At 69.5% G+C, this 16,936-nt stretch carries 16 protein-coding genes; 12 read left to right on the top strand and 4 right to left on the bottom strand.

Annotation, left to right across the window (positions count from 1 at the left end; genetic code table 11):
• Window positions 1-44: 44 nt before the first annotated feature.
• The 3 genes from IPN03_03825 to IPN03_03815 all read right to left on the bottom strand — a co-directional run bounded on the left by IPN03_03825 (window position 45) and on the right by IPN03_03815 (window position 1,902).
• The gene (locus tag IPN03_03825; GenBank protein ID MBK9372860.1) at window positions 45-701 is read right to left on the bottom strand and encodes an HAD hydrolase-like protein; all 657 of its coding nucleotides are present in this window, start codon (window positions 699-701) and stop codon (window positions 45-47) included.
• Window positions 698-1,522, bottom strand: coding sequence for a hypothetical protein (locus IPN03_03820; GenBank protein ID MBK9372859.1), 825 nt, complete (start codon window positions 1,520-1,522; stop codon window positions 698-700). The genes IPN03_03825 and IPN03_03820 overlap by 4 nt, the downstream gene beginning before the upstream one ends.
• A 134-nt stretch (window positions 1,523-1,656) precedes the next feature.
• Window positions 1,657-1,902, bottom strand: a complete 246-nt coding sequence (locus tag IPN03_03815; protein MBK9372858.1) for a hypothetical protein — start codon at window positions 1,900-1,902, stop codon at window positions 1,657-1,659.
• Between the two features lie 321 nt (window positions 1,903-2,223).
• Here IPN03_03815 and ffh point away from each other — a divergent pair, with 321 nt between their 5' ends.
• The 7 genes from ffh (at window position 2,224) to IPN03_03780 (ending at window position 10,361) form a co-directional block, all read left to right on the top strand.
• Entirely contained in the window at window positions 2,224-3,525 is a 1,302-nt protein-coding gene (gene ffh / locus IPN03_03810; GenBank protein ID MBK9372857.1) for a signal recognition particle protein, read from the top strand.
• A 39-nt stretch (window positions 3,526-3,564) separates the two neighbouring features.
• Entirely contained in the window at window positions 3,565-3,801 is a 237-nt protein-coding gene (gene rpsP, locus IPN03_03805; GenBank protein MBK9372856.1) for a 30S ribosomal protein S16, read from the top strand.
• A 13-nt stretch (window positions 3,802-3,814) separates the two neighbouring features.
• A complete protein-coding gene (rimM, locus tag IPN03_03800; protein ID MBK9372855.1) occupies window positions 3,815-4,333 on the top strand; it encodes a 16S rRNA processing protein RimM in 519 nt (172 codons plus the stop codon).
• The gene (gene trmD, locus IPN03_03795) at window positions 4,330-5,082 is read left to right on the top strand and encodes a tRNA (guanosine(37)-N1)-methyltransferase TrmD (protein MBK9372854.1); all 753 of its coding nucleotides are present in this window, start codon (window positions 4,330-4,332) and stop codon (window positions 5,080-5,082) included. The genes rimM and trmD overlap by 4 nt, the downstream gene beginning before the upstream one ends.
• A gap of 85 nt (window positions 5,083-5,167) precedes the next feature.
• The gene (gene rplS / locus IPN03_03790) at window positions 5,168-5,515 is read left to right on the top strand and encodes a 50S ribosomal protein L19 (GenBank protein ID MBK9372853.1); all 348 of its coding nucleotides are present in this window, start codon (window positions 5,168-5,170) and stop codon (window positions 5,513-5,515) included.
• A 61-nt stretch (window positions 5,516-5,576) separates the two neighbouring features.
• Window positions 5,577-6,317 (top strand): ribonuclease HII, encoded by a 741-nt coding sequence (locus tag IPN03_03785; GenBank protein MBK9372852.1) that lies wholly within the window; start codon window positions 5,577-5,579, stop codon window positions 6,315-6,317.
• Window positions 6,318-6,338: 21 nt separating this feature from the next.
• Complete coding sequence (locus tag IPN03_03780; GenBank protein ID MBK9372851.1) at window positions 6,339-10,361, top strand: tetratricopeptide repeat protein; 4,023 nt, start codon at window positions 6,339-6,341, stop codon at window positions 10,359-10,361.
• Here IPN03_03780 and IPN03_03775 read toward each other — a convergent pair.
• Window positions 10,339-11,598 carry a deoxyhypusine synthase gene (locus tag IPN03_03775; protein MBK9372850.1) on the bottom strand — a complete coding sequence of 420 codons (1,260 nt, stop codon included), beginning with the start codon at window positions 11,596-11,598 and terminating at the stop codon, window positions 10,339-10,341. The two genes, IPN03_03780 and IPN03_03775, sit on opposite strands and share 23 nt — an antisense overlap.
• Window positions 11,599-11,668: 70 nt before the next feature.
• Between IPN03_03775 and IPN03_03770 the strand changes: the two genes are divergently transcribed.
• The 5 genes from IPN03_03770 to IPN03_03750 are packed head-to-tail and all read left to right on the top strand — an operon-like array spanning window position 11,669 to window position 16,911.
• The gene (locus IPN03_03770) at window positions 11,669-12,664 is read left to right on the top strand and encodes an ABC transporter ATP-binding protein (protein ID MBK9372849.1); all 996 of its coding nucleotides are present in this window, start codon (window positions 11,669-11,671) and stop codon (window positions 12,662-12,664) included.
• A complete protein-coding gene (locus IPN03_03765) occupies window positions 12,661-13,713 on the top strand; it encodes an ABC transporter ATP-binding protein (protein MBK9372848.1) in 1,053 nt (350 codons plus the stop codon). The genes IPN03_03770 and IPN03_03765 overlap by 4 nt, the downstream gene beginning before the upstream one ends.
• A 36-nt stretch (window positions 13,714-13,749) precedes the next feature.
• Entirely contained in the window at window positions 13,750-15,405 is a 1,656-nt protein-coding gene (locus IPN03_03760; GenBank protein ID MBK9372847.1) for a TolC family protein, read from the top strand.
• On the top strand, window positions 15,402-16,169 hold the full coding sequence (locus IPN03_03755; protein ID MBK9372846.1) for a YIP1 family protein: 768 nt from the start codon (window positions 15,402-15,404) through the stop codon (window positions 16,167-16,169). Before IPN03_03760 ends, IPN03_03755 begins: the two co-directional genes overlap by 4 nt.
• A 13-nt stretch (window positions 16,170-16,182) precedes the next feature.
• Window positions 16,183-16,911, top strand: a complete 729-nt coding sequence (locus IPN03_03750) for an ABC transporter ATP-binding protein (protein MBK9372845.1) — start codon at window positions 16,183-16,185, stop codon at window positions 16,909-16,911.
• Window positions 16,912-16,936 lie beyond the last annotated feature (25 nt).

The following is a 16,936-nucleotide window of genomic DNA, read 5'->3' as shown; positions in this document are numbered from 1 at the left end:
GGTGGCGAGAGATCGGAATCGCGGCATCTGAATGCTCCCCATGGTCAGGATATCCGAACGGTTCGAGCAGCCTCGGAATTCCCCGCGGGGTCGACGGCGCCCGAGAGGAGCCCGCGCCTGTCGAGCTCCGCGGCGAACGAACCGCCCTCCCGGACGACGAAACCGGGTATCCCCCGGGCGGACGCCGCGGCCACGAGCTCCGGACGATCGTCGGCGTAGAGGCACTCCCCGGGTGCGCACTCCGCTGCCGCGAGGGCGGCGTCCCAGAACTGAGGCTCCGGCTTCACGGCGCCGACGCGGAACGAGAGGACGAGCGCGTCGACGAGCTCGCGGGGGTCGAAGACCCCGAGGACACCTTCCCAGTGAAGCGCGTTCGTGTTCGAAACGAGGACGCGCCGAATGCCGGGCCGCACGCGCGCCAGCGCTGCGATCGCGTCCGGGAGGGGATGGAAGATGTCCCGCCAGGCCCACGTCCACACGTCGTCGGAGAGGCGGCCAAGGCCCGCCTCCCTTTCGCAGGCGCGGAAGAACTCGGTCGCACGGAGGCGGCCCCGGTCGAATGCGGTTTCGAGGTCGCCGAAGAGAACGGAACGGAGGCGGCCGGCGGATGCGCCGGTCACCTCCGCCAGCCGGTTGCACGTCACCTGGTGGTCGAAGCCGACGAGGACCTTTCCGAGGTCGACGAGGAGCGCCCGCGTCACGGCCTCATGGCCTGGGCAGGGATCAGGTAAGGGTCTCCGGTCCGCTTGTCCGTCACCGTGGCGTAACCGAGGATGCGCGCGCCGTTGCCGAGGTTGACGAACATGTTGAGGCGGTACGGGCCTGGCCCGGGAGGCATGATCGAAGCAAACTCGGCTCCGAAAATATCGTTGAGCTGGTAGAGAGAATAGGGCGGGACCTTCACGACCCGCGTGCTCCCGTTCGCATTCATCAGCCCGTTGGCGTCGAGGAGCTGGACGCCCGCTTCCAGCTCGACCTCGGACGGGTTGATGACGACGGCGTTCGTCCGGAGGTTGCCGTCGTTCGTGAGACCCGTGACGTAGAGGTCGCCGAAGACGGAGTCGTCGAAGCCGAGGGCGTTGCGGTCGGGCTGGCCCGGCGAGTACTGCCCGTAGGTCCCCGGCGCGCTCCCGGCCACGTTGTAGGTGTTGCTCGTGACCATGACCGGGGAGGTCGCGCGGACCTCGAGAACGCCGTAGGTGCCGGTCTTTCCAAAGTACTCGTAAAGGATGTCGGCCAGCGACACGGACTCACGGGGAGCCAGAGGCGGAGTGATCCGGATGCCATCGAGGTTCGTTCCGTCCACCCCCGCAGGGGTGAAGTAGAGGTCGACCTCGTTCTCCAGGGTCGTGTCGGGGTTGAAGATCCAGACGTCGGTTCGCCAGGAGCCCGTCGCCCCCTCGATGTCTGCGACGGGGAGGTAGGAGACGGTCGAGGCGATCGAGTCCGCCCTGGCGGGCGTGGCGCCAAGGGCGGCGACGGCGAAAATCGCGGCGGCAAGGGTCGTGACGTTCCGGCTCATGTTTTCCTCCGGCCCCAAGGGCCGAACGCAGTTTCGCAAACGTTCTGCCAGAAGCGTGTCTCCCCGGGGGGACGCCCGAAAAGAAAAGCGCCCCGCGAGAGCGGGGCGCCTTCCGGGTTCGAAGTTCGAACCGCTTACTTGGCCGGGGCGGCCTCGGTCGTGGCCGGGGCGGTCTCGGTCGTGGTCGTGGTCGTGGTGGTCTCGGTGGTCACGGGGGCGGTCTCCGTGGTGGTCGTGGTGCCGGTCTCGGTCACGGCCGGGGCGGGCTCCTCGACGACGGCGGGCGCCTCGGCGGGGACAGCTTCCTTCTTCTCGCCGCCGCAGGCGACGAGGGAGGCGGAGACGGCGATGAGGGCGACGACGGAAAGGATCTTCTTCATGGTTTCTCCTTCTTTCTATCCGGGGTTCGATCGCTGTTTCTCAGCGAATTCGATCAACGTTCTTTCTGGTTCGATCTATCGGGTTCGGCTTCGGACCGGCCTGAGGGTCGGGACGGTTGGGGGTGTGCCATGGCGATCTGACTAGAGGTCACTGCCGATCGCCACACCCTTAGCGTCGACGAATTTCTTCGCCCGAGCTTCGAGGGCAAGATAGGGACTTTCGATCGGTCTGTCAAGTCCCGTCCTTTTCGGAGGATCTCCCGCCAGGCCGACGGGTTTGACCGGTCCCCCCTCCGCGGCTAGACTGAGCGACTTCGGGCGATGTTCGACTCACTGTCCGACCGTTTGCAGCGTGTGATGAAGGGGCTCCGTGGCGAGGGGCACCTGACGGAATTCCACGTTGACGAGGCCCTCAAGGAGATCCGTATCGGGCTCCTGGAGGCGGACGTCCACCTGGACGTCGTCAAGGGCTTCATGCAGCGCGTCCGGGAGAAGGCCGTGGGGCAGGAGGTCCTGACCGCGTTCGCCCCGGCCCAGCAGGTCCTCAAGATCGTCCAGGCCGAGCTCGTCGGCCTCCTCGGCGGGGCGGCCGTCACGCTGAACCTGAAGAAGCGTCCGTCGGTCATCCTCCTCGTCGGCCTGCAAGGTTCGGGGAAGACGACGACGGCGGCCAAGCTCGGTCTCCACCTGAAGAAGAAGCTCGGCCGGCAGGTCCTCCTCGTCCCGGCCGACGTCCACCGCCCCGCGGCGACCGAGCAGCTCCGGACCCTCGGCAAGGAAAACGGCCTGCCGTGCTTCGACCCGAAGGGGGAGACGGACGCCGTGACCCGGGTGAAGGCGGCCGTCAAGGAAGCGAAGCTCTTCGGATGGGACGTGGCCATCGTCGACACGGCCGGGCGTCTCCACGTCGACGAGTCGCTCATGGGCGAGGTCGCCAGGATCCGCGAGGCCTGCGACCCCGACGAGATCCTCTTCGTGGCCGACGCCATGACGGGTCAGGACGCCGTCCTGTCGGCCCGCGCCTTCTCCGACCGCCTCCCGCTGACGGGAGTCATCCTGACGAAGCTGGACGGTGACGCCCGCGGCGGCGCCGCACTCTCGCTGGCCACCGTCGTCGGGCGGCCGATCAAGTTCGCCGGCATCGGAGAGAAGCCGGCCGACCTCGAGCCATTCCACCCCGACCGGGCGGCCTCCCGGATCCTCGGGATGGGCGACGTCATGACGCTCATCGAGAAGGTCTCCTCCGAGGCCGACCAGAAGGCCGCGCAGCGTGCCGTCGATCGCCTGCGGAAGAACGAGTTCACGCTCGACGACCTGAGAGACCACTTCCGGCAGCTCAAGAAGATGGGACCGCTCTCGACGCTCGTCGGGCACCTGCCGAAGGTCGGGCCGTTCAAGCAGCTGCGCGACCTGCAGATCGAGGACGACGCGACCAAGCACCTCGAGGCGATGATCGACTCGATGACCGCCCAGGAACGCAACGACCCGAAGCTCCTGAACGGGAGCCGCAAGCTCCGGGTCGCGCGCGGCTCGGGGACCTCGGTCCAGGACATCAACCAGCTGCTGAAGCAGTATCTCGAAATGAAGAAGCTGATGAAGGGCGCTTCCCGGCTCCGATTCTGAGCCGGAAGGCCCCGTGGAAACCGCGCCGAAAGGAAACCAATGCTGAAGATCCGACTCCGCCGCACCGGCGGCTCCAATGCCCCCGCCTACCGCATCGTCGTCTCCGACAGCCGGAGCACCCCGACCGCCAAGGTCCTCGAGGAGCTCGGCTACTACGACCCGACCAAGAACCCGCCCCTTCTCGACCTGAACGTCGAGAAGGCGAAGGCCTGGATCGCCAAGGGCGCTTCGGCCTCGGAGACGGTCCAGAAGCTCATGGCCCGCCCGAAGGCCTGACGGGCGCGGTCCCGTGACGCCGGAGGACCTCGTCGTCGTCGGCCGGCTCGCGCGGCCGCACGGCCTGCGCGGCGAGATGAGCGTCGAGGTCCTCTCCGATTTCCCCGAGCGGTTCGTCCCCGGCCTCGCGGTCGTCGGAGTGGATGCGGCGGGGAAGCGCCGTTCGCTCGTCGTTTCCGCCGTCCGCCCGAACGGAGAACGCCTCCTCCTGACGTTCCAGGGCGTCTCCTCCCGTACGGATGCGGACGCGCTCCGGGGTCTGGACATCGCAGTCCCGAAGGGGAGCGAGGTCCCGCGCCCGGCCGGTTTCGTCTACCACTTCGACCTCGAGGGCTGTCGGGCCGTCGACCGGTCCGGGCGGGAGCTCGGGCTCGTGACGGCGCTGGAGGAGCTCGGCGGGCGCTCACTCCTCACGCTCCTCACCGCATCCGGAGAAAGGGACGTCCCGTTCGTCGAGCCGATCGTCGTCTCCGTCGACCTCGAGAAACGGCTCGTGGTGCTCGACCCGCCGGCAGGCCTGCTCGACGCATGAGGTTCGACCTCCTCACGATCTTCCCCGGCTACTTCGCCTCACCGCTCTCGGAGGCGCTGGTGGGAAAGGCGATCGACGACGGACTTCTCGACGTCCGCGTCGTGGACCTGCGACCGTTCAGCGACGACCCTCACCGGAAGGTCGACGACGAGGCGTTCGGTGGCGGCCCGGGAATGGTCCTCACGGCGCCCCCGCTCTTCGCCGCCATCGAAGCCCTCCGCGCCGAGGAGGGAGCGCCGTCGCCGCACGTGCTCTACCTGTCGCCCCGCGGCCGCCGGCTCGACGCGGCGTTCGCCCGCGAGCTCGCGGCGTTTCCCCGCCTCGTTCTCGTCTGCGGCCGCTACGAGGGCGTCGACGAGCGAGCCCGCGAGGGTGGCCTCTTCGACGGAGAGGTCTCGCTCGGCGACTTCGTCCTGCCCGGCGGGGAGGTCGCGGCGCTGGCGCTGCTCGAAGCGGTCTCCCGGTTCGTCCCGGGCGTCGTCGGAGAAGCGGAAAGCGTCCGGCTCGACAGCTTCGAGGACGGCCTCCTCGACCACCCCCACTACACGCGGCCGAGGGAGTTTCGTGGGCTGCCCGTCCCCGACGTGCTCCTCTCGGGGAACCATGCCCGGATCAGGCGCTGGCGGCGGGAACGACAGTTCGAGGAGACGGCCCTTCATCGCCCCGACCTCCTCTCCCGATTCAGCCCGGAAACGGACGAGGACCGCCAGCTCCTCGCCCGAGTTGCCCGTCCGGCCCGGACTCCGTAGAATCCGCGTTCTGGTCGTTCATCCGGTGAGGGGGAGGTGTCCCCTCCGGAGGGGACGAGCAAGACGTCTTCGGAGGTTCCTCGAAATGGACAAGCTGCTCGAGGCGGAACGCCATGCCCTGCGCGCGGACATTCCGCCATTCGCCCCCGGCGACACCGTGAAGGTGCACGTCAAGGTGCGCGAGGGGGAGAAGGAGCGGATTCAGGTCTTCAACGGTCTCGTCATCGCCCGCAGCGGCGGCGGCGTCCGGGAGACCTTTACCGTGCGCAAGATCTCCCAGGGGATCGGCGTGGAGCGGACGTTCCCCGTCCACTCGCCCGTTCTGGACAAGATCGAAGTGGAGCGCCACGGCATCGTCCGCCGCGCCAAGCTCTACTACCTCAGGGAGCTTCGCGGCAAGGCTGCCCGAATCGCCGAGAAGCGGAAGGCCTGATCTTCCCGGGGGCCATGCCCCCCCACGACGCGCACGCCGCGTCCGCCGGACGAGGAGAGGGATGGACCGTCGACCGGGCTCCCCGAGATCGTCGAATCGAACCGCGGCGGCGGAGAGCCGGGCAGGACGATCCTCCTCGGTGTCGCGGGAGCGTGCGCGGGTTGCAGCCCTTCTCGAAGCCGAGGAGGAGGCGCGCGCCCGCGGGGCTCGTTTCGTCGCGGGTGTCGACGAAGCGGGCAGGGGGGCTCTGGCCGGTCCCGTGTTCGCGGCGGCGGTGATACTGCCGCCGGGCGCGATCATTCCGGGCCTCGACGACTCGAAGGCCCTCCCGGTCGAGGTGCGCGAAGACCTCGCGCCACGGGTCCGGAGAGCCGCGGTGGCGTGGGGCGTCGGCTCGGCCACGGCCGGAGAGATCGATGCCCTCGGCATCGCACCCGCGACGTTCCTGGCGATGCGCCGGGCGCTCGACGGTCTCGAGGCCTTCGGGGCGCGGCCCGACTTCGTCCTCGTCGACGGGTTCCGGATTCCGTCCCTGCCGGTTCCCCAGAAGGCCGTCGTTCGGGGTGACTCGACCGTGGCCTGCATCGCGGCGGCCTCGATCCTCGCGAAGACGTCGCGGGACGCCATCCTGCGCGGGCTGGACGCCGCGCGTCCCTGGTACGGGTTCGCGGCGCACAAGGGCTACGGGAGCGCCGCGCACCTCGCCGCGCTGAGGCGTCACGGACCCTCGCCCGACCACCGCCTGAGCTTCGCGGGGGTCCTTTCTTCGGGCCGAACCGCATCGACCGTTGCGGCGGCCTGAGGAATCGGGCGAAGATCAGCCGTGGCCACCAAGCGGGAAGCCCTCATCTCTTCTGCGGAGAAGTCCCTGCAGAAGGGGAAGGTCGATGCCGCGCTGCGGGACTACCTCAAGGTCCTCGAGGAGACCCCGAACGACATCAACATCCTGAACAAGGCCGGCGACCTCAACGTCCGGCTCGGCAGGAACGACGAGTCCATCACCTACTTCCTGCGCATCGCCGAGTACTACGCCCGGGACGGCTTCTACGTCCGGGCCATCGCGATGTACAAGAAGATCAACAAGCTCGACCCGGCGCGCCTCGACATCTACGAGAAGCTCGCGGAGCTCTACGTCAAGCAGCAGCTCTGGATGGAGGCGAAGAGCAACTACCAGGTTCTCGCCGACTACCTCTTCAAGCAGGACAACCTCGGCGGCACGATCGGGATCTACCAGAAGATGGTCGCCATCGAGCCGCAGAACCTGCAGCTCCACGTCAAGCTCGCCGACCTCTTCACGCAGGCCAAGCGAATTCCCGAGGCGCTCCGGGAGTACGCGGTCGTCGCGGGGGCGCTCGCGGAGCGCGGCGCGAACGAGGAGTCGATCCGGGTCTACGAGAAGGCCCTGAAGCTGGCTCCCGACAACGTCGAGATCCTGCGGACGCTCGTGCCCCTCCTGCTGTCGATCAACTCGGTCGACCAGGCGCGGGCGGTGCTGCGCAAGGGCCTGGAGGCGAGCCCGCGCTCGGTGCCGCTCTTCCTCCTGTACGCCGAGGCAGCCCTCGCCGCGAACGACATGGCCGAGGCGCGCAGCTTCTCCGACAAGGCCCGCGCGGTGGAGCCGGAGAACGAGGACGTCCTGGCCGCGGTGGTGAAGATCCAGCTCAAGGGGCGGCGACCGGACCTGGCGTGGGCCGCAGCCGCGCCCCTTGCCGATGCCGCCGTCCGGCGCGGCGAGGCGAAGAAGGCGCTCGCCCTTCTCGTCCCGATCGCCCGGGCCGCTCCCGACGTCGACGATCTCGTGAAGAAGATCGTGGACATCGCCTCGGGAATCGGAGACGAGGCGACGGCCCTGCCCTTCCGTTCCGCGCTCGCGGAGCTCTATCGGAAGAAGGGAAAGCTCGCAGAGGCTGCAGACCTCCTGCGTCACTGCGCTCGCGTGCAGCCCGACAACGCGGAGTTCCGCTCCCGCCTTTCCCAGCTCGAGCCGCAGGCGAGTGCGGTCTCTGTCGGCCCGCAGCGAGTTCCCCCGTCGTCGATAGAGCGGAAGATGGAGGTCACGCTCTCGGGCTTCGAGTCGGCGGCGCCTCCTGCCGCGGCCCCCGCGACCCCTGCGGCCCCCGCTCCGCCGGTGCCGGTCGTCGCTCTCCCCCCGGTCGAGTCGTCCGACGAGTTCGAGTTCGACCTCGACGACGCGGAGGTGGTCGAGGCACCCGGTCCGATGATCGCCGCGGAGGCACCGGTCCCGCCGCCGACGCCCCCGCGGGGATTCGCTGCTCCGCCGCCGACGCCGGCACGGGGCCTGCCGTCCGCGCCGCAAACGGGACGCGGGGAAGACCGGGACGAGTTCGAGCCCTCGTGGGGTTCGCTGTCGGCGAGAGAGGCGCTCGACGCCTACGAGGCACGCCAGGCCGAAGCCGCTCGAACGGAGCCGGAGCCCCCTCAGGCCGCTTTCGGGGGCGAGGAGATCGAGGAGCTTCAGCCCGACGCGGAGGTCCCGTCCGAACCGGCTCAGTTCTCTATCTCTACCGAGTTCCCCGCGCTCGACCTGTCCCTCGAGCCTCCGGCGGGCTTCGGTCCCGGCATCGCCGCCGGGTCGGAGCTGTTCCCGGGAACGAACGTCGAGTCTCTGGAGGGGCCTGCGGTCGCATGGCCCTCGACGGTGTTCCCGGAGCCGGAGCCGATCGTGGAAGAGGGACCGGCCGGCCCACCCTCCTTCGGCGCGATACCCCGATCCTCGTCGGGAGACATGGCGCTCGACGACGCCCTGGTAGAGGCCGACGTCTTCCGGAGGTATGGACTGCTCGAGAAGGCCGTGGACCAGCTCCGGCCCTGGATCGACAGGGCGCCGGGAAACCTCCGGGTTCGCGAAAAGCTCTTCGAGCTCTTCCTCGAGCAGGGAAACCGCGCCGATGCGCGCCAGCAGGCCGAGATCCTGGCCGAGGCCTATGCGACCACCGGCCGCGAGGATCGGATCCGCGGTCTCGAGGGACTGCTCGGAGAACCGCTTCGGGAGGCCCCTCCGGAGCCGGAAGCGCCTGCCGCTGCGGTCGCCGAGCCCCTGGTGGAAGAGCTCGTCCTCGCGGGCAGCGAGGGAGGTGAGCTTTCCGCGGAGACGGAAACGGACGACGAAGAGGAAGAGGAAGCGGGAGAGGTCGTTGCCGCCGCTCCCTCGGAAGAGCCGGCCGAGGTGGAGTCTCCGGTGGACGTCGAGGCGCGGGCCGCAGAACCGGTCGAACCGGCTGAAGTCCCGGCTTTCGCCTCGCAGGCCCTGGAGGAGCCGCCGACGGAAGTGATTTCCGCGGTGTCGGCGGTGACGCCCGCAGAACCGGAGGCCGCCGGCGAGGAGTTCGTGGCGGCTGCCCCCGAGCCTGAGCCGCTCCTCGAGCCGGCGGAGACGCCGGCGGAAGAGCCCTGGTCGGAGGCGGTCCCGGGATTGGGGTGGGCGCAGCCGGCCGTCGAGGGACTTCCGCCCACACTGGAGTCCGCCGGTGAACCGGAGTCCGAACCGGTCGTCGAGCCAGGCGAGCCCGTCGTTCCCGTCGTTCCCGAAGTGCGTGCGAGGCCCAGGGCGAAGCTCTCGGCCGAGGACATTCTCGGGATGGGGAAAGGACAGCCGGCGCCGCCGTCGAAGAAGGTCCGGACCGTCCGTCCCGAGGACGTCGAGCTGGATCTCCTCGGCGCGAGGGCGCCGAGAGCGAAGGCGAAGAAGGAAGCGAGCGTCGAGCCGGTCCTTCCCGACGATCTCCTCCGGTCGCTCCGGAAGCCGTCGTCGGCCCCGTCCTCTGCTCCCGCTCACTCCCCGGAGGTGCCACCGGCGATCTCCGAGCGGCTCGCGGAGCCTTCACAGGCGGAGCTCGAGCCGGTCGAACCCGTCGAGGCCCTTTTCGCCGGGGAGACCCCCGAGCATCTCGTCATGCCGGACGTCGCGGCGGCACAGGAGCCGCTCGTCGACCTCGACATTCCCGTCACCCTTCCGGCAAGGCCATCTCCGGAAGAGCTGTCCGAGCTCGACTTCTGCCTCGACCAGGGAATGGTCGTCGACGCGGCCGAGCGCCTCCAGTCCCTCGAGGGCCGCTTTCCCGCGGATCCCGACCTCGCCGCCCGGCGGTTGCGTCTCGAGGGGGGGAGAGGCGGCGCGGACGCCTCCCGCGCTTCGCTGCACGACATCCTCTCCGACGACCTCGACTCCGTTCTCGACGCCGAGCTCGGGAAGGCCCTCACGGAAGACATGGTGCGCGACTCGCCGTCGACGGATTCGACGCCACACGCGATCGCGGCCGGGTCCCCGTCCGTCGACGATTCGGGCCTCTTCTCCGACGAGCAGGAGTTCTTCAACTTCGCCGACGAGCTCCACACGGAGCTCCGTCGCGACGTCGACGTGGCGTCGGTGGCCGACGGCGAAGGGAGGGAAGTCTCGCTCGAGGAGATCTTCCGCGATTTCAAGAAGGGGGTCGAGCAGCAGCTCTCGCCCGAGGACTTCGAGACCCACTACAACCTCGGAATCGCGTACAAGGAGATGGGCCTGACGGACGAGGCGATCGGAGAGTTCCAGCTCGCCGCCAAGGACCCCCTCCACGCCGTGGAATGCTGCGCGATGCTGGGCCTCTGCTTCCTCGAGAAGGGTCTTCCCCAGCTCGCCGTGAAGTGGTATCGCAAGGGGCTCGAGACGATCGGCATCAAGGAAGACGACCGGCTCGGCATCCAGTACGCGCTGGCCGGGGTCCACGAGCAGGTCGGGGACCGCGAAGCCGCCTACCGGACCTATCTCGAGATCTTCGGGTCGAACGCCGGGTACCGCGACGTTCCCGACCGGCTCAAAGAGCTCAAGCCTTTCGCGGCTTCCTGATCGCCGGCTTCCCCTTCGTCGTCCCGCCGAAGGCGGAGTGGGTCCGCAACCCGGCGTGAGCCTTCTTCGCCGGGGCGCTCTCGCGAAGCCTGTCGTGGTAGTCCGCCGGCGCCCTCTTGCTGAGCCCTTCGCCGCGCCGGGCCGCCTCGAACGCCGAACGCAGCGTTCCCATGCTCTCCTCGCGCCTGCGGTAGAGGCGCTTGAGGGGGCGCGGCGCGTGCCGCGCCAGGGCGTAGGCCGTCAGGAGGGGCAACGCGATCGTCGCGTCGCAGTAGCAGACGACCGTGTCGGGCAGGGCGCTCGGATCGATCTTGCCCCAGGAGACCGCTTCGGACGGCGTTGCCCCCGAGAGGCCTCCCGTATCGGGCCGCGCGTCGGTGAGCTGGAGGAAGAAGTCGTGCCCCGCCTCGTCGATCCCGAGGACCTCCTGGATCTGGGGCTCGGTCTGGAGGAGGAAGTTCTTCGGGCTCCCGCCCCCGACGATGAGGACGGCGCTCTTCCCGCCGGACCTCTTGGCCGCGTAGACGATCGAAGCCGTCTCGTTCACGTCGGCCGAGACGTCGAAGGAGAAGGCCCCTCCCTCCAGCGCCCGCCGCGCGACGTTCATCCCGATCGAGGAGTCGCCGGGGGAGCTCGTGTAGATCGGGACGTCGTACTTGTAGGCCGAGGCGAGAACCGACTGGTCCGGCGGGACCCTGAGCTTCTTCTGGCGCGCGGCGAGGAACCGCCCCGCGAGCCAGTGGAACTCGGCCGTCGACATCGGCCGCTGGAAGTCGGGCGCCTTGAGCATCTCGCGGAAGAAGGCGTCGGTGTCGAGGAGGACCTCGTAGGGGAAGACGATGTCGTAGATCCGGATGACGCCGTCGTTGCGCAGGGCGACGTCGTCGAACGTCGGCTTCCCCTCGTGGATCGGCATCCCGAGGCCGTGGTGGACGTCGTGGTAGAGGTTCGCGCCCGTGGAGATCATCCAGTCGATGAAGCCGGCCTTCATGAGAGGGATGAGGCAGGCGAGGCCGAGGCCGGCAGGTGTCAGTGCGCCCGTCAGCGAGACGCCGACCGTGACGTCGGGCTCGAGCATTCGCTGCGCGAACAGCCCGCACCCTTCGCGGAGGCGCGCGGCGTTGTAGGCGGAGAAGGTCTGGTCGATCAGGTCCGCGGCGCGGACGCTCCCCCGGACGGGGCGGGGCGCGATCCGGCGGCCGGAGAGGAACGGGCTCGTGGCTTTCGGCTTGGCCATACGGCCCGGAACCGTAGCAGGGCCGGGAGGAAACGGAAAGGGGCGCCGCGCCGGTATCATCGGCGCTCCGATGAGCCGCGCCCCGTCCGCAGGCCCGAGCGACGCGCCGCTCCTCTCCGTACGGTCTCTCGCCGTCGCTTTCGGCGATACCTGCGTCGTCGACGGGGTGTCGTTCGACGTGGCGCGGGGCGAAGTCGTCGCGCTCGTCGGCGAGTCGGGCGCGGGAAAGACCGTCACGGGCCTCTCGCTCCTCGACCTCGTGCCGAAGCCGGGCCGGCGGGTCGGGGGCGAGGTCGTTTTCGAGGGGCAGAACGTCGGCGCGCTCGGGGACCGGGAGATGCGCCGTCTGCGAGGCGGCGGGATCGGCTTCGTGTTCCAGGAGCCGTCTGCCGCCCTCGACCCCGTCAGGACGATCGGAAGCGAGCTGATCGACGTCCTTCGTCGCCACCGCGGCCTCTCCCGATCCGAAGCCCGTGCGGAAGCGCTCGCGTGGCTCTCGCGCGTGGCGCTCCCGGACCCCGAGGCGCGGATGGGCGACCTGCCGCACCGGATGTCCGGCGGAATGCGCCAGCGCGCGATGGTCGCGCTCGCCCTCGCGGGCGGACCGCGACTCCTCGTGGCCGACGAGCCGACGACGGCGCTCGACGTCACGATCCAGGCGCAGATCCTCGAGCTCCTGCTCCGCCTGCGCGACGAGCTCGGTCTCGCGGTCCTTCTCGTGACGCACGACCTCGACGTCGTCGCCCAGGTCGCCAGTCGCGCTCTCGTGATGTACGCGGGCGAGATCGTCGAGGAAGCGCCCGTCGAGCGCCTCCTCTCGGCGCCCGAGCACCCGTACACGAAGGCCCTCCTCGCCTCGCGTCCCGGTGGGGTGGAAGGGGCGGGCCGGGCGCGGATTCCCGCGATCGGGGGCACCGTGCCCGAACCGGGGGCCTGGCCCCGGGGCTGTCGCTTCGCCCCTCGCTGCCCGGCCGCCTTCGCCCGCTGCGCCGTCGAGCACCCCACGGCCCGGTTCCGCCCGGGAGGCCGCGTGGCCTGCTTCCTCGCCCAGGAACGTCTCCCGTGACGGGCATCGCGCCGGCCGTAGATGCGCGGCCCCTCCTCCGGGTGCGGGGTCTCGCGAAGGCCTTCCGTGCCTCGCGGCCGTTCCTCTGGGGCGGGACACGCCGCGAGGTTCGTGCCGTTTCCGACGTCTCTTTCGACCTCGCCGCCGGAGAGACGCTGGCACTCGTGGGCGAATCGGGCTCGGGAAAGAGCACGACGGCGCGGCTGATTCTCCGCCTCGTTGCGCCAGATCGCGGGGAGGTCCGGTTCGACGGGCGCGACTGGCTTTCGCTGCCCCTCCCGGAGCTCAACCGCACCCGCCGCGACGTCGGCGTCGTCTTCCAGGACCCGGGAAGCTCGCTCAACCCGCGGATGAGCGTCGGCACCATCGTCGGCGAGCCGCTCGCCATTCACCGGATCGGGAGCGCGGACCAGCGCCGCGAGCGCGTCCGCGCCCTCCTTCACGCGGTCGGCCTTCCCCCGCAGGCCGCCGAGCGCCGTCCGGGCGAGTTCTCCGGCGGACAGCGGCAGAGGATCGCCATTGCCCGGGCCCTGGCCACCGAGCCGAAGCTCGTCGTCCTCGACGAGCCGGTCTCCGCGCTCGACGTCTCCATCCGCGCGCAGATCCTGAACCTCCTTCTCGAGCTGCAGGAAACCACCCCGTCGAGGCCCGCCTACCTTCTCATCGGGCACGATCTCGGCGTCGTGAAGCACCTGGCCGACCGGACCGCGGTCATGTACCTCGGCCGGATCGTCGAGGAGGGGCCGACAGAGGTGGTCCTCGGCTCGCCCAGGCATCCCTATACGGCCCTTCTGCTCGCCTCCCGGCCCGGGCTCGGCAGGGCGGGGGATCCGGCGGCATTGCGCCGCCGGAGGACCGCAGGCGAGCCCGCATCGGCCGCCAGCCCCCCGCCCGGATGCCCGTTTCATCCCCGTTGTCCGCGGGCGGGAGACGTCTGCCGGGAGCAGAGTCCGAACGAGCAGATCGAGCCCGGGATATCGTTCCGGCGCTTCGCCTGCCACGACCCCGAGCCCCCCTCCGGGGGAAACTTTTTCCCCGCTTCTCCGTAAGGGATTGGCGTGGATACACCTCGCAAGGAGGACGCCTTGAACATCGACGATCGGGAGCGCCGTTTCCCGCGCCGCGCGGCCGCGGCCGCGCTCCTCGCCCTCACCCCGTTCTGGAACGGTTCTGCCCTCGCGACGGACGCGGGTAGCCGGGTGGTCGTTCCGATCGGGAGCGGGCAGAGACAGGCCCAGCCCCTCCCCGAGGGAGACCGCATCGAGCTGACCCTGGCGCAGGCCATCGAGCTCGCGCTGCGCAACGCTCTCGACCTGGACGTGGCCTCGCTCAGCTACCAGCGGTCAGGATTCGGCATCGAAACGGCCTCGGGCATCTTCGACCCGAACGTCACGGCATCGGCGAGCGCGTCTTCGCGCGAGACGCCGACGACCAGCAGCTTCCAGGCCCCGGCCTCCACCTCTCAGCGATTCGATTTCGGAATCGGCGGACTGACGGAGCTGGGTACGGAGTACAGCCTCGGGTTCGGCGGAACGCGGTCCGACTCCCCGACGAGGACGACGATTCCCGGCTACGTCGAGATCAATCCGACGTTCTCGGCCGGCCTGACGGCGTCCGTCAATCAGCCCCTTCTCAGGGGATTCGGCCGCGACGTGAACACCCGTCTCGTCGTCCAGAGCCGCCTCCTGCAGGATTCGTCGGCGTGGGACTTCGTGGCGAGCGTTCAGACCGCGGTCCAGCTCGTCGAGAACGCCTACTGGGACCTCGTCTACGCCAACGCGAACCTCGATTCCAAGAAGGAGGCGCTCGACCGGGCGAACGACTTCAACCGGATCACGAAGATCAAGATCGACGTCGGCGCGCTCGCCCCGATCGAGATCGTCCAGACCGAGGTGACGATCGCCCAGCGCGAGCAGGAGATCATCCTCGCCGAGGGGCAGATCGGGGACGCCCAGGACCGCCTGAAGCGGCTTCTCAACGTCACGGACCTCTCCACCTGGAACCGTCCCATCGTCCCGACCGACAAACCCGCCGAGGAGAAGATCGAGATCGACGTCGAAGCCGGAATCCGGTCCGCGCTCGAGGTGCGGCCCGAGGTCAAGCAGGCTCTCGTCAACATCGAGTCGCGGAAGGTCAGCCTCGTCTACAACCGCAACGAGCTCAAGCCGAGACTCGACGCCAGGGGCACGTACGGCCTCGCGGGCGTCGGCTACAACAACGACCTCGTCAAGGAAGGCTCGAGCTACTCGGACGCCTTCTCCCAGATCGGGAGCTGGGACTACCCGAACTGGTCCATCGGGCTGAACTTCTCCGTGCCCCTGAGGAACCGGACCGCGAAGGCGAACGCCGCCATCGCCGCCACGGACCTCGAGCTGGCCGTCACGAACCTCGCGCTCCTCAAGCAGAACCTCGCGCTCGAGGTGAGAACCGCGGCCCGCAACGTCGACACGGCCCGGCGGTCGGTCGCGGCGGCGAAGAAGGCGCGCGAGCTCGCCGACCGCAACCTCGACGCCGAGCGGAAGAAGTTCGACAACGGCATGACGACCTCGTTCACGGTCGCCCAGGTCCAGAACGACCTCACCACGGCGCGGTCGAACGAGCTGCTGGCGATCGCCGGCTACCTGAAGTCGATGGTCGCCTGGCACAAGGCCGTCGGCGACCTCCTGCCCACGAAGAACGTCGAGCTGGCGGGCCTGCCGGTCTCGATGGAGAAGACCGCCGGGGAGGGATCGCGCCCGTGAACGACGCCGCACCCGGGGCCGTCCCGACGGCACCGGGCGAGCCGGAGCCGGGGATCTCTCCCTTCTCCGCGCTTTCCGGGACCTTCACGAGCCCCGCGAACACGTTCGCGGGGCTCGTCCGCCGTCCGACCTGGTGGCTCCCCCTGCTCCTCTGGCTCGCGGGGATCGCGGTCGTCGTCCTCGTCTCGACCCCGAAGATCGACATGGAGCGGACGTTCCGCGAGATGTTCGAGGCCCGCGCCGCGAAGACGGGGCAAACGATGTCGGACCAGCAGATCCGCGAGATGGTGGCCCGCTCGGACCGGACTCCCGCGAAGGCTGCGGGCTGGGCGCTTCCCACCTCGGCGCTGATGTTCCTCTTCGTCACGCTCGTCCTCTGGGGCGGCGCGCGCGCCTCCGGGTCGGAGGCGCGGTTCGTGCAGGTGGCGGCCGTCTGGAGCCACGCGAACCTCCCGAACGTCGTCGGCCTTTTCGTCGCGATCCCCATCCTGGCGTCGCTTCCGGAGGCCTCCGAGACGCAGTTCTCCATTCAGAAGGCGCTGAAGTCGAACGTCGGCGCGTTCCTCCCGGCGGACGCGCCGGTCTTCCTGTCGTCCGTCGCTTCGTCGGTCGACCTGTTCAGCCTCGGCGCGCTCGCGCTTCTCGTCGTCGGGATGAAGAAGCTGCCCGCGATGCCGCCCGGTGGCGCCGTGGCCGTTCCCGTCGTCCTCTGGACCATCTACGTTCTCGGAAAGGCGGCCATCGCGGCCGTGTTCCTGGGGTGACGCCGTGTCGACGCTGATCGAGATGCGGGAGATCGAGAAGACCTACGTCGTGGGCGAGGAGAAGGTCCGCGCCCTCCGCGGGGTCACCTTCACCATCGCACGCGGCGAGTACGTCGCCATCATGGGACCGTCGGGCTCCGGGAAGTCGACGCTGATGAACCTCATCGGCTGCCTCGACACGCCGACCGCCGGGACGTACCTCCTCAACGGGCAGCTCGTGCAGGACCTCGACGACGACGCGCTGGCCCGGATCCGCAACAAGGAGATCGGGTTCGTCTTCCAGACGTTCAACCTCCTCCCGCGGACGAATGCCCTCCAGCAGGTCGAGCTCCCCCTCGTCTACGCCGGGCTGGCGCGGAAGGAACGGCGCGAGAAGGCCGAGAAGGCCCTCCTGCACGTCGGCCTGACCGACCGGGCGCACCACAACCCCAACGAGCTCTCGGGCGGCCAGAGGCAGCGTGTCGCCATCGCGCGGGCCCTCGTGACGAACCCCTCGATCCTCCTCGCCGACGAGCCGACGGGAAACCTCGACTCCCAGACGGGCGAGGACATCATGCGGCTCTTCCGCGAGCTGAACGAGCTGGGAAACGCGATCGTCCTCGTCACGCACGAAGAGGACATCGCAGCGCACGCCAAGCGGATCATCCGGATCCGCGACGGCCAGATTTCGGACGACCGCCCGAACGACTCGCGGCGCGCGGAGGCCGTCTCTCGCGCCAAGAGGGAAGCGCTCGAGTCCTGAAGCTCCCGGCGGGCGCCGGCCCCGG

It is taken from the genome of Holophagales bacterium, from assembly GCA_016719485.1.
Taxonomy (GTDB): domain Bacteria; phylum Acidobacteriota; class Thermoanaerobaculia; order UBA5066; family UBA5066; genus UBA5066.
Note: the sequence above shows the minus strand (reverse complement) of the source record. Positions and strands in the feature narration are given on the sequence as shown.

Excerpts from the sequence above, each read along its gene's own strand:
- IPN03_03820 (MBK9372859.1), bottom strand. The coding sequence starts at position 1,522 with ATGAGCCGGAACGTCACGACCCTTGCCGCCGCGATTTTCGCCGTCGCC.
- IPN03_03815 (MBK9372858.1), bottom strand. The coding sequence starts at position 1,902 with ATGAAGAAGATCCTTTCCGTCGTCGCCCTCATCGCCGTCTCCGCCTCC.
- ffh (MBK9372857.1), top strand. The coding sequence starts at position 2,224 with ATGTTCGACTCACTGTCCGACCGTTTGCAGCGTGTGATGAAGGGGCTC.
- rpsP (MBK9372856.1), top strand. The coding sequence starts at position 3,565 with ATGCTGAAGATCCGACTCCGCCGCACCGGCGGCTCCAATGCCCCCGCC.
- trmD (MBK9372854.1), top strand. The coding sequence starts at position 4,330 with ATGAGGTTCGACCTCCTCACGATCTTCCCCGGCTACTTCGCCTCACCG.
- rplS (MBK9372853.1), top strand. The coding sequence starts at position 5,168 with ATGGACAAGCTGCTCGAGGCGGAACGCCATGCCCTGCGCGCGGACATT.
- IPN03_03785 (MBK9372852.1), top strand. The coding sequence starts at position 5,577 with ATGGACCGTCGACCGGGCTCCCCGAGATCGTCGAATCGAACCGCGGCG.
- IPN03_03775 (MBK9372850.1), bottom strand. The coding sequence starts at position 11,598 with ATGGCCAAGCCGAAAGCCACGAGCCCGTTCCTCTCCGGCCGCCGGATC.
- IPN03_03770 (MBK9372849.1), top strand. The coding sequence starts at position 11,669 with ATGAGCCGCGCCCCGTCCGCAGGCCCGAGCGACGCGCCGCTCCTCTCC.